The 13245-nt window shown below is 60.9% G+C and carries 11 protein-coding genes; 6 read left to right on the top strand and 5 right to left on the bottom strand.

Translation table 11 applies throughout. From position 1 onward, the window contains the following. Positions 1-100 precede the first annotated feature (100 nt). From mutM to FHX09_RS03870, 5 genes are all read left to right on the top strand, one after another. Positions 101-991 carry a bifunctional DNA-formamidopyrimidine glycosylase/DNA-(apurinic or apyrimidinic site) lyase gene (mutM, locus tag FHX09_RS03850; protein WP_184449305.1) on the top strand — a complete coding sequence of 297 codons (891 nt, stop codon included), beginning with the start codon at positions 101-103 and terminating at the stop codon, positions 989-991. 14 nt (positions 992-1005) lie between these two features. Continuing rightward, positions 1006-1779: an enoyl-CoA hydratase gene (locus tag FHX09_RS03855; RefSeq protein WP_007799614.1), complete on the top strand. Its 774-nt coding sequence runs from the start codon at positions 1006-1008 to the stop codon at positions 1777-1779. A gap of 185 nt (positions 1780-1964) precedes the next feature. Then, complete coding sequence (rpsT, locus tag FHX09_RS03860) at positions 1965-2243, top strand: 30S ribosomal protein S20 (protein ID WP_007799616.1); 279 nt, start codon at positions 1965-1967, stop codon at positions 2241-2243. Between the two features lie 838 nt (positions 2244-3081). Continuing rightward, on the top strand, positions 3082-4629 hold the full coding sequence (gene dnaA, locus FHX09_RS03865) for a chromosomal replication initiator protein DnaA (RefSeq protein WP_007799619.1): 1548 nt from the start codon (positions 3082-3084) through the stop codon (positions 4627-4629). Positions 4630-4747: 118 nt separating this feature from the next. Further along, a complete protein-coding gene (locus FHX09_RS03870) occupies positions 4748-5827 on the top strand; it encodes a saccharopine dehydrogenase C-terminal domain-containing protein (protein WP_183721694.1) in 1080 nt (359 codons plus the stop codon). On the opposite strand, the gene FHX09_RS03875 is transcribed toward FHX09_RS03870, so the two are convergent. The 4 genes from FHX09_RS03875 to gcvA form a co-directional block, all read right to left on the bottom strand. Then, on the bottom strand, positions 5824-6951 hold the full coding sequence (locus FHX09_RS03875; protein WP_132591947.1) for an ABC transporter substrate-binding protein: 1128 nt from the start codon (positions 6949-6951) through the stop codon (positions 5824-5826). The two genes, FHX09_RS03870 and FHX09_RS03875, sit on opposite strands and share 4 nt — an antisense overlap. Then, positions 6948-7697 carry a siderophore-iron reductase FhuF gene (gene fhuF / locus FHX09_RS03880; protein WP_132591949.1) on the bottom strand — a complete coding sequence of 250 codons (750 nt, stop codon included), beginning with the start codon at positions 7695-7697 and terminating at the stop codon, positions 6948-6950. The genes FHX09_RS03875 and fhuF overlap by 4 nt, the downstream gene beginning before the upstream one ends. A 4-nt stretch (positions 7698-7701) precedes the next feature. After that, the gene (locus FHX09_RS03885; protein WP_132591951.1) at positions 7702-9882 is read right to left on the bottom strand and encodes a TonB-dependent siderophore receptor; all 2181 of its coding nucleotides are present in this window, start codon (positions 9880-9882) and stop codon (positions 7702-7704) included. A 137-nt stretch (positions 9883-10019) separates the two neighbouring features. Next, positions 10020-10904: a transcriptional regulator GcvA gene (gene gcvA, locus FHX09_RS03890; RefSeq protein ID WP_132591953.1), complete on the bottom strand. Its 885-nt coding sequence runs from the start codon at positions 10902-10904 to the stop codon at positions 10020-10022. Between the two features lie 219 nt (positions 10905-11123). Between gcvA and FHX09_RS03895 the strand changes: the two genes are divergently transcribed. Further along, positions 11124-12041, top strand: a complete 918-nt coding sequence (locus FHX09_RS03895; protein WP_132591955.1) for a DMT family transporter — start codon at positions 11124-11126, stop codon at positions 12039-12041. Here FHX09_RS03895 and hemW read toward each other — a convergent pair. Then, entirely contained in the window at positions 12038-13240 is a 1203-nt protein-coding gene (hemW, locus tag FHX09_RS03900) for a radical SAM family heme chaperone HemW (protein WP_132591957.1), read from the bottom strand. The genes FHX09_RS03895 and hemW overlap by 4 nt on opposite strands. Positions 13241-13245: the final 5 nt, after the last annotated feature.

Genomic DNA, 13245 nt, shown 5'->3' on the forward strand with positions numbered 1-13245 from the left:
CGCGCGGCGCTATCTGTGGGCCACGCTCAAAGCCGCGGCACCTTGGCGCTATAGCGCACAACGCTCGTGGTTGAAACATGTTAGATATAGATGGGTTAAGATGCCGGAATTGCCAGAAGTCGAAACCGTCAGACGCGGGCTTGCCCCGACCATGGAAGGCGCGCGGATCGCCCGCCTGGAGCTACGTCGCAAGGACCTTCGGTTTCCCTTTCCCGACGGTTTGGAAGCGCGCGTGACAGGCCGCAGGATCGTCGCGCTCGGTCGCCGCGCTAAATATCTGCTGATCGACCTCGACGACGGCACGACGATCATCTCGCATCTCGGCATGTCCGGCTCGTTCCGCATCGAGGCGGGACCGCTTTCCGATGCCCCGGGCGAATTTAATCATCCGCGCTCGAAGGACGAAAAGCATGATCATGCGATCTTCCATCTGGAAGGGCCGAACGGTGTCAGCCGCGTCATCTATAATGACCCGCGTCGCTTCGGCTTCATGGACATGGCGCAGCGTTCCGAACTGGAGCTCAATCCGTTCCTCTTCGGCCTCGGGCCGGAGCCGACGGGCAACGAACTCAGCGCCGCCTATCTGGCAGAACGTTTCGCCGGCAAGGCGCAGCCGCTAAAGAGCGCGCTGCTGGATCAAAAGACCATTGCCGGGCTCGGCAATATATATGTCTGCGAGGCGCTGTGGCGTTCGCACCTGCGTCCCACCCGTGCTGCAGCGACGCTTATCACCAAGACAGGCAAGCCGAACAAGCAGTTGGACCTTCTGGTCGCCTCCATTCGCGACGTCATCGCCGACGCCATCAAGGCTGGCGGCTCGTCACTGCGCGACCATATCCAGGCGGATGGCTCGCTCGGTTATTTCCAGCACTCCTTCTCTGTCTATGACCGCGAAAGTCTACCTTGCCGCACCCCGGGCTGTGGCGGTACGGTCGCCCGCATTGTCCAGGCGGGGCGCTCGACCTTCTATTGCCCTGCCTGTCAAAAGTAACGGGAGGATTGTCCATGGCCTATGAAACGCTGATCGTCGAAACCCGCGGCGCGGTCGGCCTGATCACGCTGAACCGTCCACAGGCGCTGAACGCGCTGAACTCGACCGTGCTGAAGGAGCTTCTTCAGGCCTACGAAGCCTTCCAGGCCGATGATGCCGTTGGCGCGATGGTCCTGACCGGTTCCGAGCGCGCATTCGCCGCCGGTGCCGACATCAAGGAAATGCAGCCGCTGGACTATGTCGATGTCTACAGCCGCGATCTGATGAGCGGATGGGACGACGTCGCGAAGGTGCGCAAGCCCGTGATCGCGGCCGTCAGCGGCTTTGCGCTTGGCGGCGGCTGCGAGCTGGCAATGATGTGCGACGTCATCATCGCCTCGGAGACTGCCAAGTTCGGCCAGCCGGAGATCACCCTCGGCGTCATTCCTGGCATGGGCGGCTCGCAGCGACTTACGCGCGCTGTCGGCAGGTACAAGGCCATGGATCTGATCCTCACCGGCCGCATGATGGACGCTGCCGAAGCCGAGCGCGCAGGACTCGTTTCGCGTGTGGTGGCGCCCGAGCGGCTGCTGGATGAGGCATTGGAGGCAGCCGCCAAGATCGCCTCGCTATCGCGTCCTTCCGTGCTGATGGCGAAGGAGGCCGTAAACCGCGCACTGGAGACCACCTTGGAGGAAGGTCTGCGCTTCGAGCGTCGCCTTTTCCACAGCCTCTTTTCCACCGAAGACCAGAAAGAAGGGATGACGGCCTTCATCGAAAAGCGTAAGCCCGCCTTCAAGAACCGCTGAGCCTTGGAGAAAGGCGGCGTTTCCTCGAAAATGCGCGTTGACGTGGGTCGGCTTTAGGGTTATATGCCCGCCCACGGTTCGGGAAGCCACTCCGGTTTTCCGATTATGCTCCCGTATTGCTGTATGTAGTGGCCGCAAGGCCCGCGGTGATGACGGAGTTTGTTCGAATTCTTAGAGAGGCATCCATGGCCAATACAACTTCGGCGAAAAAAGCGACCCGCAAGATCGCCCGCCGTACCGACGTCAATAAGGCTCGTCGCTCGCGCGTTCGTACTTTCGTTCGCAAGGTCGAAGAGGCAATCGCATCCGGGGATGCTGCCAAGGCAAAGGAAGCATTCCTCGCCGCGCAGCCGGAACTGGCGCGCGCCGCAGGTAAGGGCGTGCTGCACGCCAACACGGCTTCCCGCAAGGTCTCGCGCCTGGCAGCTCGTGTGAAGGCTCTGTCGGTTTCTGCGACCGCATAATCTTTCATTAACAAACGCGTCGTTATGATTAGCCCGGCAACTTTGTCGGGCTTTTTCGATTCCGCCGACTGGCTTCCGTATGGTTAATTCGGCGACGATTTCATGTCGAGCGTGTGACACGAAAAATGCAATAAAAACAAGTGCTTGCTGTAGGATACTTCAGGTGGGCTCGACTCGGGGCCTACAATCTGCGGTCTGAGCTGAGTCAAGAAGCTTTTTTATTTTTTTCTTTTTATGCGTGTCAAAAATGCCGGCGGGACGAATCTCCTTGATTCAAAAGCGATTCTTTTTTGACACGGATGTGACGCCCAAAGACTGCCCCCGGAGTCAACGGCCCGCTCTTAATTTTGCGTAAAATTCATCGTTGATTCCCGCATTCGATCCTGCCTAAATGCCGATCAACAAGGGGTCCAGACATCACCTGTGAAGGCTTGGTCTGAAACTGCCACGTCGGCAGGACGATGAAGCTGTGCCACTTGTTACGGAGAGTCTAAAGCCTCCGGTTTTTCACGCACTTGAGCATTTTTGACTGCGACGTGGCTGTCGCGGAATAGTGATGTTTTGTGTGTTGGTTTGCACGCGTTGCGTGAAACCGGAATGGGGAAGAGAAGTCGTGGCAAGACGACCGGACGCCAGCTGACGAGGAGCGGCTTCCAGTCCCACAGAAGGTGGTCGAAGCCGCATGAGGCGGGCTCGCGCTTTCTTGGAAAGTCTTGTGAGTGGGGCAGTATTTGAGTGAACCGGCAGGCGAGTGGCTCATGAGGGTGCCACTTTCTGGTCATAGCGGGGAAATAGTCGGGCGACGAACAAAGTCGGCCGACGAATGGAAGGCGGCATGATGCAGATGAATACAATGACGGCGGATGCCCTGGAGAGTGGGGACAATGAACCGCAGGCGTTTGGCTCTATTTGTGCTGGAGCGGCAGGGGAAAAGGGAGACATGAAGCATGGTGTACTTTTCGAGCGTGTCAGCGCCCGCCTGAAGGCGCAAGTCGGTCCGGATGTCTATGCAAGCTGGTTTGCGCGGCTGAAATTGCATTCGGTTTCCAAGAGCGTCGTGCGCCTAACGGTGCCGACAACTTTTCTGAAGTCCTGGATCAACAACCGGTATCTTGAGCTGATCACCAGCCTGTTCCAGGCCGAAGACTCCGAAATCCTGAAAGTCGAAATTCTTGTTCGCACGGCAACGCGTGGCGTTGGCAAGCCGGCCGAAGAGCCGGTTTCCGCTGAGCCTGTTGCCACTACGCAGACGCGCCGCCCAGCGGCGCAGCATGCCGGCCAGATTGTGCAGCAGGCGGTATCGTCCGCAGCCGCTGCGCGTCCGGCCAGTGCTGGCCAGCCGCTCTTTGGTTCGCCGCTCGACTCGCGCTTCACCTTCGACACCTTCGTTGAAGGCAGCTCGAACCGCGTAGCACTTGCTGCTGCCAAGACGATTGCGGAAGCCGGGCAGGGCGCTGTCCGTTTCAATCCGCTCTTCGTCCATTCCAGCGTTGGTCTCGGCAAGTCGCATCTTTTGCAGGCGATCGCCAATGCCGCGGTTCAGAACCCGCGCGCACTGCGCGTCGTCTATCTAACGGCGGAGTATTTCATGTGGCGTTTCGCAACGGCGATCCGCGACAATGATGCTTTGACCCTGAAGGACTCGCTGCGCAACATCGACCTTCTGATCATCGATGACATGCAGTTCCTGCAGGGCAAGATGATCCAGCACGAGTTCTGCCACCTGCTGAACATGCTGCTCGACAGTGCCAAGCAGGTTGTGGTCGCTGCTGACCGCGCTCCCTGGGAGCTGGAATCGCTTGATCCACGCGTCCGCTCGCGTCTTCAGGGCGGTGTGGCCATCGAGCTCGATGCGCCGGACTACGAAATGCGCCTTGAGATCCTGAAGCGCCGCCTCGCTGCTGCCCGCGTTGAGGATCCGTCTCTGGAAATCCCGGCGGAATTGATCAACCATGTTGCCCGCAATATCACGGCAAGCGGCCGCGAGCTGGAAGGCGCCTTCAACCAGCTGCTTTTCCGCCGCTCCTTCGAGCCGAACCTGACGGTCGAGCGCGTCGATGAGCTTCTTGCTCATCTCGTTGGCTCGGGCGAGCCGCGCCGTGTCCGCATCGAGGACATCCAGCGGATCGTCGCACGGCACTACAACGTGTCGCGTCAGGAGCTGGTCTCGAACCGCCGCACCCGCGTCATCGTCAAACCGCGCCAGATCGCCATGTATCTGTCAAAGACGCTGACGCCGCGGTCCTTCCCGGAAATCGGCCGCCGCTTTGGCGGTCGCGACCATACGACCGTGCTGCATGCCGTGCGTAAGATCGAGGAGCTGATTGCGGGAGACACCAAGCTTTCGCATGAAATCGAATTGCTGAAGCGCTTGATCAACGAATAGTCGGGCAATCTTCTGTGCAAGCTTGACGGCCGGGCATTGCCCCGGCCGTTTTCTTTTGCGCACAATCTTCTGTACGCTGGAGTGGCGGAAATGTACCGTTTGGCCGCAGGGGGAGCCGATGAGTTTCGACAGGATCGCTGTTCTCGGACTGGGCAAGATCGGGCGCTTGGCCGCAACGCTTCTGCATGAGGGGGGCTTCGACGTTTTAGGCGTCGATATTCAGGCGCCGACGGAAGGCCTGCCGTTCGAATGCAGGAGTGGCGACATCTCCGACCCCGCCGTCATCGGTGACCTGTTGTCCAGCGTTGAGGCCGTACTTTCCTGTCTGCCCTATCACCTCAATATCGGTCTGTCGCGCGCCGCCCATCTCGCAGGGATCCACTACTTCGATCTGACCGAAGACGTGCCGACCACAAACTTCATCATCGAACTGTCCAGCACGGCGCGCGGTCTGATGGCGCCGCAATGTGGCCTGGCGCCCGGCTTCGTCGGCATTGTCGGATCGAGCCTTGCGGACGGATTTGACAAGTGCCGCTCCATCCGCATGCGGGTCGGCGCGCTGCCGCAGCATCCGACTGGTCTCCTCGGCTACGCCTTCAATTGGTCGCCGGAAGGCGTGGTCAACGAATATCTGAACGACTGCGAAGTGATCGAGGGCGGCGTTCGCAAGTTCGTCTCGCCGATGGAATGGCACGAGACGATCTATGTCGAGGGCGTGAAGCTCGAGGCCTTCACGACGTCAGGGGGCCTCGGAACCATGTGCGATACGCTGCTCGGCAAGGTCGAAAACCTCGACTACAAGACGATGCGCTATCCCGGACACATGGATCTGATGAACTTCTTCTTCCATGAACTCTTGATGCGCGACAAGCGCAAGCTCGCCGGTGAAATCCTGACCAACGCCAAACCGCCGGTCGAGGACGATGTCGTGTATGTCCACGTGGCAGCGGAGGGCACGGAGAACGGCAACCTGCGCCGCAAGGAATTTGTCCGCGCCTACTATCCAATCGAGATCGCCGGCGCCCGCCGCACGGCGATCGCCTGGACGACGTCGGCCTCAGTGGTTGCCGTGATCGAGATGGTGCGCGACGACCTGCTGCCGTCCACTGGTTTCCTGCATCAGGAATACATTCCATTGGACATGTTCCTGAACACGCCGACCGGCAGCCTATTCAAGACCGGCGCGCCAGGCCGTTAGCTTGTCAGGCTGGTCCAGTATGCCCCCTCGAAGGGGACAGCGGCGAAACGCTCGTTGATCTCGGCGAGGCTACTTGCCGGATCGACATCGCCGAACAGGTCGGGCCTTACCCAGGATGCGACAGCCTCCGCGGCCAGCACGTTCAGTGGCACGGCGTTGAAGAAGTTCCACATGCCGTGCACGTTCCCTTCGCGCACTGCCTTCAGCGGCGCAAGGCTCGGTGCCTTGACGGTTTCCTGCAGCGACTGCAGGGCTTCTGCAGGATCGACCCCGGGACCGATCGAGAAGACGGTGTAGGTGCCGCCCGGCGAGCCGGTGGCGATATAGACGTCAGGCTCCGCCGCGATGATGTATTCTGCCGTCACCGGCCCGCCCTGTGGCGGCAGGTTTTTGTCCGCGATGTTGCGGCCGCCGGCAAGCGTGATCAATTCGCCGAGGCCCGTCCGACCCACAGCCCAACTGCCACGTGTCGCGCTTGGGAAGGCATCCATCAGCACGAGCGGCCCATCTCCGCCTTTCCCGACCGCCCTCACCCTGATGCGCTCCACCCGCCTTTCGAAGAACTGAGCGTAGCTTTCCGCTGGCTGGTCGCATTCCAGAACGCGACCGAGGAGGCGAATGTCCCGCGGAGTGCTCTTCAGCGGATCGAGATTGAAATCGACGACGATGACGGGCACGCCGATCGATGCCAGATAGTCGATGGCACGTTTGCCCTGCTCGCCTTCTGCTTGCCACCTGCCCATGACGGCAAGGTCGGCCTCCAGGGAGAGCGCGGCTTCGAAGGACATGCCATCCGCCTGCCCATTGCTGACAAGCGGCACCTTGTCGAGGGCCGGAAATTTTTTGCGGAAGGCATCGTAGATGAACGGGTTGTCCGTCTTCATGTCGGTCGCCCAACCCGCCAGCAGGCTCACCGGATCCGGATGGATCAGCGACAGCGCGAAGAGATTGAAACCCGTTCCGAGGATGATCGACTTCGGCTTCTTGGTGATCGTCACCATTCGACCGATGGCATCGGTCACGGTCAGCGGCCAGCGCGTTTCCGCTTTCAACAGAGGCGGCGCGCAGAGCGTGGCGGACGTCGCAGCGAGAAAGCCGCGCCGTGTGATCGTGGGCGATGTCATTGCACGTTCCTTTGGCTGGGAAGAGCGCAAAGCTTGCCGCAGCTCTGGATGCCAGGCAGCATGTAGCGCAGGCAGCAAATCTTCCGACGGGCGATCCGCTCACCGTCTTCCTCGACATAGCGCACGCTGCCGCAGAGGGGGTTGACGCCGCCATCGGGCAGGCAGCCGCGGACGAAGACCGCTAGATCGGGGCCTTCGGGCGGTCGCGTCAACCGCAGCGCGTAGTCGAGATAAACTGCGGCATTGTTCCAGCACAGCTTGGCCGAAATGCCGGAGGCGGTGAGCTTCCTGACGGCTTCCGGTAGATGCTCTTCCAACAGCGGACCAATAGCTTCGAAACCGTCCTCTTCGCCACCCTCAGCATTTCGGCCCCGGTGCGGGACGCCGAATGCCCGCGGCAGGCCATTCTCCTGCAATGCGATTGTCATCCCGTCGAAGGCGACCGGAAGCTCCTGCGCGGCGAGACGACGGGCCAGCACATAGGGAATGGAGAGTGACGAGAAGTAATATAGCGACCACATCGACACGACGGCGCGCCTGTCGCTGTCGCCGCAGGCGTCGGCGTAGCGATCGATTGCCTCTCTGAAGCTATCACCGCCGAAGAACAGTGGCAGTGGTACCCCGTCCTGCAGGTCGACAGAGAGCGCCATCTTCTCGCCGCACCACGCATGTTCGCCGGCGAAGGCCGGCGAGAGGACCGAGGCGCCGTCGCCCGGATCAGCGACATGGTGCTGCGCGCTTGCCATCAACTCACCAGGTGTATCGCAGGCTGCCGATCACGGCCCGGCCCTGGTCGCGGTAGCAGAATCCAGCCGAGCAGATGGCCTCGCGGCGATCGAAGAGGTTGGTGGCGTTCACCTGGAGGCCCAGGCCCTCGTATTTCTTGTCGAGCGCCGCGAAATCATAGCTGATCGCGGCGTCGAAGAGTACGCGCGAGCCGTTCTGGGCCGTATTGTAGTCGCTGGTGTAGCTCTTGCCGAGATACCGGGAACCGAAACCGACGCCGAGACCGTAGATCGGACTACTTTCCTGGAATGTGTAATGCGCCCAGAGCGAAGCCATGTGCCTTGGAACCGACGAGACGGAATTGCCCACCGTCCCGGTCGTTCCCTCCAGGATCTCGGTGTCGGTGAAGGTATACGACGCAACCAACGACAGGCCGTTGTCGAGGCTCGTGTTCGCTTCGAGTTCAAAGCCGCGGGAGCGAATCTTGCCGCGCTGTACCTGGATGTTAGCCGGCCCGGTCGGCAGGTTCACGACCTCGTAATAGAGGCTGTTCTCCTGGTCGATATTGAACAGCGCCGCCGTGATGAGTGTATTGCTATTCGGCAGCAGGTACTTGACGCCGATCTCTTCCTGCTCGCTTTCCGTTGGCTTGAAGGGTTGGTCCGTCTCCTGGTTGACGCCGGCATTCGGCGCGAAGGCGGTGGAGTAGCTGGCATAGGGTACGACGCCGAAGTCGGTCTCGTAGCCCAGGCCGACGCGGCTGGAGAATGCCTTGTCCTTTTGCGAAATGGTGGTCAGGGCATTCGTGCTGAGGTCGGTATTGTCGGTGTCCGTGGAGACCCAGTCGTAGCGACCACCGACGGTCAGTATCCAGGCGTCATAACGGATCTGATCCTGTAGATAGGTGCCGACTTGCCATTGGTCCTGGACGGTGCGTGTGTCGAAGTCGATCGGAGCAACAAACGCGCCCGCCGTTGGATTGTTGGTGTCGAGCGGCGGCGACACGCCGCGGCCATCGAGCGAGCGCCAGCGCAGCCTGGTCAGGTCTAGACCGGCAAGCAATGTATGGTCGACCGCCCCCGTCTCGAACTGGGCTTCCAACTGATTGTCGATGACCAAGGCCGTCAGCCGCTCGTCAAACGTTCCGGCACTGCGGCTAAGCAGACTCGGATTGACCGAACTGGGCGCGTAGGCGAAGGCCCAGTCGGCGTCGATGTTGAGTGTCGAAACGCGGGCGTTCTGACGGAAGACGAAGACGTCGTTCAGTCGATGCTCGAATTCATAGCCGATGCGGGCCTGGTTTTGGATTGAATCGTTGAAGGCCGGATTGCCTGCGAAATAGTCCGTGACGTTGCCAGCTGGATCATTGTAGTACGCCGCCGTGCCGCCGGTCTTGGTTCGGGAATACTCGCCGAGAATGGTAAGCTTGGTATCTTCGTCCGGTTTCCACATGAAGGCCGGCGCAATATAGATGCGGTCGTCGGGAACGCTGATCTGCTCTGTATTGGCATCGCGGTAGAGGCCCGTCAGGCGATAATAGAAGGGATCCGTATTGTTAACCGGACCCGAGAAGTCGAACTGGGTTTGGTAGCGCTGTTCGGTACCATACTGCCGCTGAACTTCGCGAAAAGGCTCTTCCGTCGGCCGCTTGGTGATGATGTTGTGGAGACCGCCGGCGCCCGTCGCCCCATAAAGCGCCGAGGAAGGGCCACGCAGGATCGAGACTCCTTCGAGGCCGTAGGGCTCGGTCTTGAAGAGCGACGAACCTGCACCGGGCTGACGAAGGTTGTCGCGAAAGATCCCAGTATAGGTCACGTCGAAGCCGCGCACCGAGAAAGAATCAAAACGCGGATCGAAGCCGTAGGCGCCGACGCGCGTGCCCGGCGTGTAGGCAACCGTATCCAACAGGCTTTGCGGGTTGCGATCCTTGAGTTGCTGTTCGGTCACCGACGAAATCGACTGAGGGACCTCGATGAAAGGCGTGTCGGTCTTCGTGCCCGTCGCGCTGCTCTTGCCGACATAGCCGTCGGCCTGGATCACGCCGCCGCTGCCACCGTTGACGATGATATCTTCGAGAATCGTCGCGCCATCCTGCTGCTGTCCTGTGGCATCCTGTGCTGCGGCTGGCGCGAGAAGGTGGATGAGCGCCACGCCTGTCAATGCTGATGTAGAAAGGATTCGCGAGGAAAATCGAAGACTATTCATTGGCTTATCACACCGGGTATGCCTGTTGCGGGATTTTATGTGGAGTGTAATAGTCAAGAAAATTCCCGGTGAAAAGTCGTTTTTATGATTAAATTACTCAACTTTTTAATCAGCATAACAGATCGGCCACAGTCAGGTCAGGCTTGCGCCTCCGACAGCAGCCAGCGGCGGAAAGCGGCAGCGGCTGGCCGCTCCAGCGCAAGGCCCGGATAGACGAGGTGGAAGGCAAGCCGACTTGCAATGCCGAGAGGGAAGGGCGTGACCACCGTGCCTTCCTTCAGATCCCGCTCCAGAAACGAGCGTCGCACCAAGGCAAAGCCCAGCCCGGCCTTCATCGCGTCATAGGCGCCGTTGCCATGCATGAAGATCGGTCCGCGCGACGGGTCAACTCCCGTGGCGCCGGCGGCTTCCAGCCAGAGCCGCCAGTCATGGCGATAGACGTCGTGGATCAGCTGGAAACTAGCGAGCGCGCTTGGCGACGGATTGTCCCCCAGTTCAGCGGCAAGCGTTGGCGTGCAGACCGGCACGAGTTCGTCGTCGACGAGACGTTCGCTGATCAGGCGGTCATAACCGCCAAGCCCGTGGCGGATTGCGAGGTCGATGCCGTCGCGCTGAAAATCCAGCACGCGGTGCGATGCGCTGATGCGGACGTCGATTTCGGGGTGCATCGCCTCGAAGCGTCCCAGACGAGGCACCAGCCAATAGGTCGCAAAGCCCGCAGTGCAGGTAACATTGAGGATGGCGCCGTGCCCTCGCGCCGTGATCGCCGCCGTCGCTTCCCTGACGAGACGAAACGCTGCCCTGAGCGTCGAAAAATAGTCCGCACCCTCCACGGTCAGAGTCAGCGCGCGGGTCTTGCGCTCGAACAGCTTGACGCCAAGGGATGATTCCAGATCACGGATCTGCAGGCTAACGGCGCCTGGGGTGACGTTGAGCTCTTTTGCCGCGAGCGTCATGCTGAGATGCCGGGCGGCCGCCTCGAAGGCTCGAAGCGCTGAAAGAGAGGGAAGATAGTCGCTCATGGTTTAGCTCAGCTATATCATGGGTCGAGAAAGACTCGTTTGTCGGCTCATCGACATAGCAATAATATCAGCATGAAGGCCGCCACAAAAGCTGGTTAAAGCTCAGTGAGGAGCGAGATTAGATCGAAGATATTGGCGTCCGCGCCCGCGCGCAACAATCGGGTGGCGGCAGGCTGTGACGGCATGTAGGTCAGTGACAGGCCGACAAAGGAGTGAACGATGCAGCCGAAACAGATGGGCTTTGCCGAGTGGGGAATGTTGCTAGTGCTTTCCCTGCTGTGGGGCGGATCCTTCCTCTTCAACGGTATTCTGGTGAAGACCCTGCCGCCCTTTACCATCGTCACGGGTCGGGTGCTGATTGCCGCGCTGGCGCTGAACCTCATTGTACGCGCGGCCGGCCATGCCATGCCGCGTGATGGCAAGTCGTGGGCGGCGTTCTTCGGCATGGGCATCCTCAACAACATGATCCCGTTCTGCCTCATCGTCTGGGGCCAAACGCATATCGCAAGCGGCCTTGCCTCCATCCTGAATGCCACGACACCGCTCTTCGGCGTCGTTGTCGCGCATTTCCTAACCGCGGATGAAAAGATGACCGGCAACCGCCTGCTCGGCGTCCTCGTCGGCTTTGCCGGCGTTGCCTATATGATCGGCTTCGACGTGCTGCGCGATCTCGGCTCGAACGTGCTGGCCCAACTTGCCGTGCTGGGCGCTGCGCTCTCCTATTCGTTTGCCGGGATTTTCGGTCGCCGCTTCCGCCAGATGGGCATGGCGCCGCTCATTCCCGCCGCAGGACAGGTCAGCGCCTCGACCGTCCTGATGCTGCCGATCGCGCTCATCGTCGACCGGCCGTGGACACTGGCCGCCCCGTCATTCGAGACCTGGATGGCGCTGTTTGGTCTGGCCTTGCTGTCGACGGCGATCGCCTATGTGCTGTTCTTCCGCATTCTGGCAACGGCGGGAGCAACGAACCTTATGCTCGTGACTTTCCTGATCCCCGTCAGCGCCATCCTGCTCGGCGCAGCCATTCTGGGCGAGCCGATGCGGGCCAAGCACCTGATCGGCATGGCAATGATCGCGATCGGCCTTGCAGCGATCGACGGACGGTTGTTCTCTCTGGGTAGAAAACGGCCAGCTTAGCAGGCGAGATCGGCGACCACGGAATCGAGAATCAGCATGCCTGACGGCGTGCAGCGAAGCCGGGAGTTGCCGATCCGCTCGATAAAGCCGTGCTCCAGGAGGAACTCCTCCCGCTTCGGGTCGGGATCGCGGCCCGAAAGCTGTTGCCAGCGGGCGAGATCGACGCCTTCCTTCAGGCGCAGCCCCATCAAAAGCAGTTCGTCCGCCTGTTCCTCGTAGCCGAGTTGTTCCTGGTCGAGGATGCCATGGCCGTCGCACTCGACGAGGTCAAGCCAGCTTTCCGGCTTGCGCTCCGTTGCGGTCGCGATCTTCATGCCGCCGCGTGTCAGGCGGCCATGGGCGCCGGGGCCGATCCCGGCATAATCGCCATAGCGCCAGTAGGTGAGGTTATGGCGGCTCTCCGCGCCCGGACGCGCGTGGTTGGACACCTCGTAGGCCGGCAGCCCTTCGCCGGCCGTGATCTCCTGCGTCGCTTCATAGAGCAGCGCCGATTGATCGCCGTCCGGAACGATAAGCTTGCCCGCCTTGTGGAGGCCGTAGAAGGGTGTGCCTTCCTCGATCGTCAGCTGATAGAGCGAGAGGTGATCGACCGCGTAGGAAATCGCCTCTTTGAGCTCGCGTTCCCATTCGTCGACGGTCTGGTTCGGGCGGGCATAGATCAGGTCGAAGGACATGCGCGGGAAGATGTCGCGCGCCAGCTTGATCGCCTTCAGCGCGTCGGCAACATCGTGCAGCCGCCCGAGAAACTTCAGGTCGCGGTCGTTCAACGCCTGGACGCCGAGCGACACGCGGTTGACGCCGGCGGCGCGATAGCCGCGGAAGCGGTCCGCCTCGACACTGGAGGGGTTCGCTTCCATGGTGATCTCGATCCCGTCGGGTACATGCCAATGCTTGGCGATACCGTCGAGAATGGCCGACACCGTCGCAGGGTTCATCAGCGAGGGCGTGCCGCCGCCGAGGAACACGCTGGTCACCGTCTTCGGTCCGCTCATCTGGCGCACTGTCGCCATTTCCTTCAGGAAGGCTGCGGTGAAGCGCTCCTGGTCCACCGGCTGGTGGCGGACATGGCTGTTGAAATCGCAATAGGGGCACTTGGCGGCGCAGAACGGCCAATGCACGTAGACGCCGAAGCCGGGCTCGCCGGTGTCGGGCAGAAGAGCGGCATAGCGCGTCAGATCAGGCTGTTCCAAAGTGTCCACGTTTG

Source organism: Rhizobium sp. BK538 (genome assembly GCF_014197575.1).
In the GTDB taxonomy this organism is placed as follows: domain Bacteria; phylum Pseudomonadota; class Alphaproteobacteria; order Rhizobiales; family Rhizobiaceae; genus Rhizobium.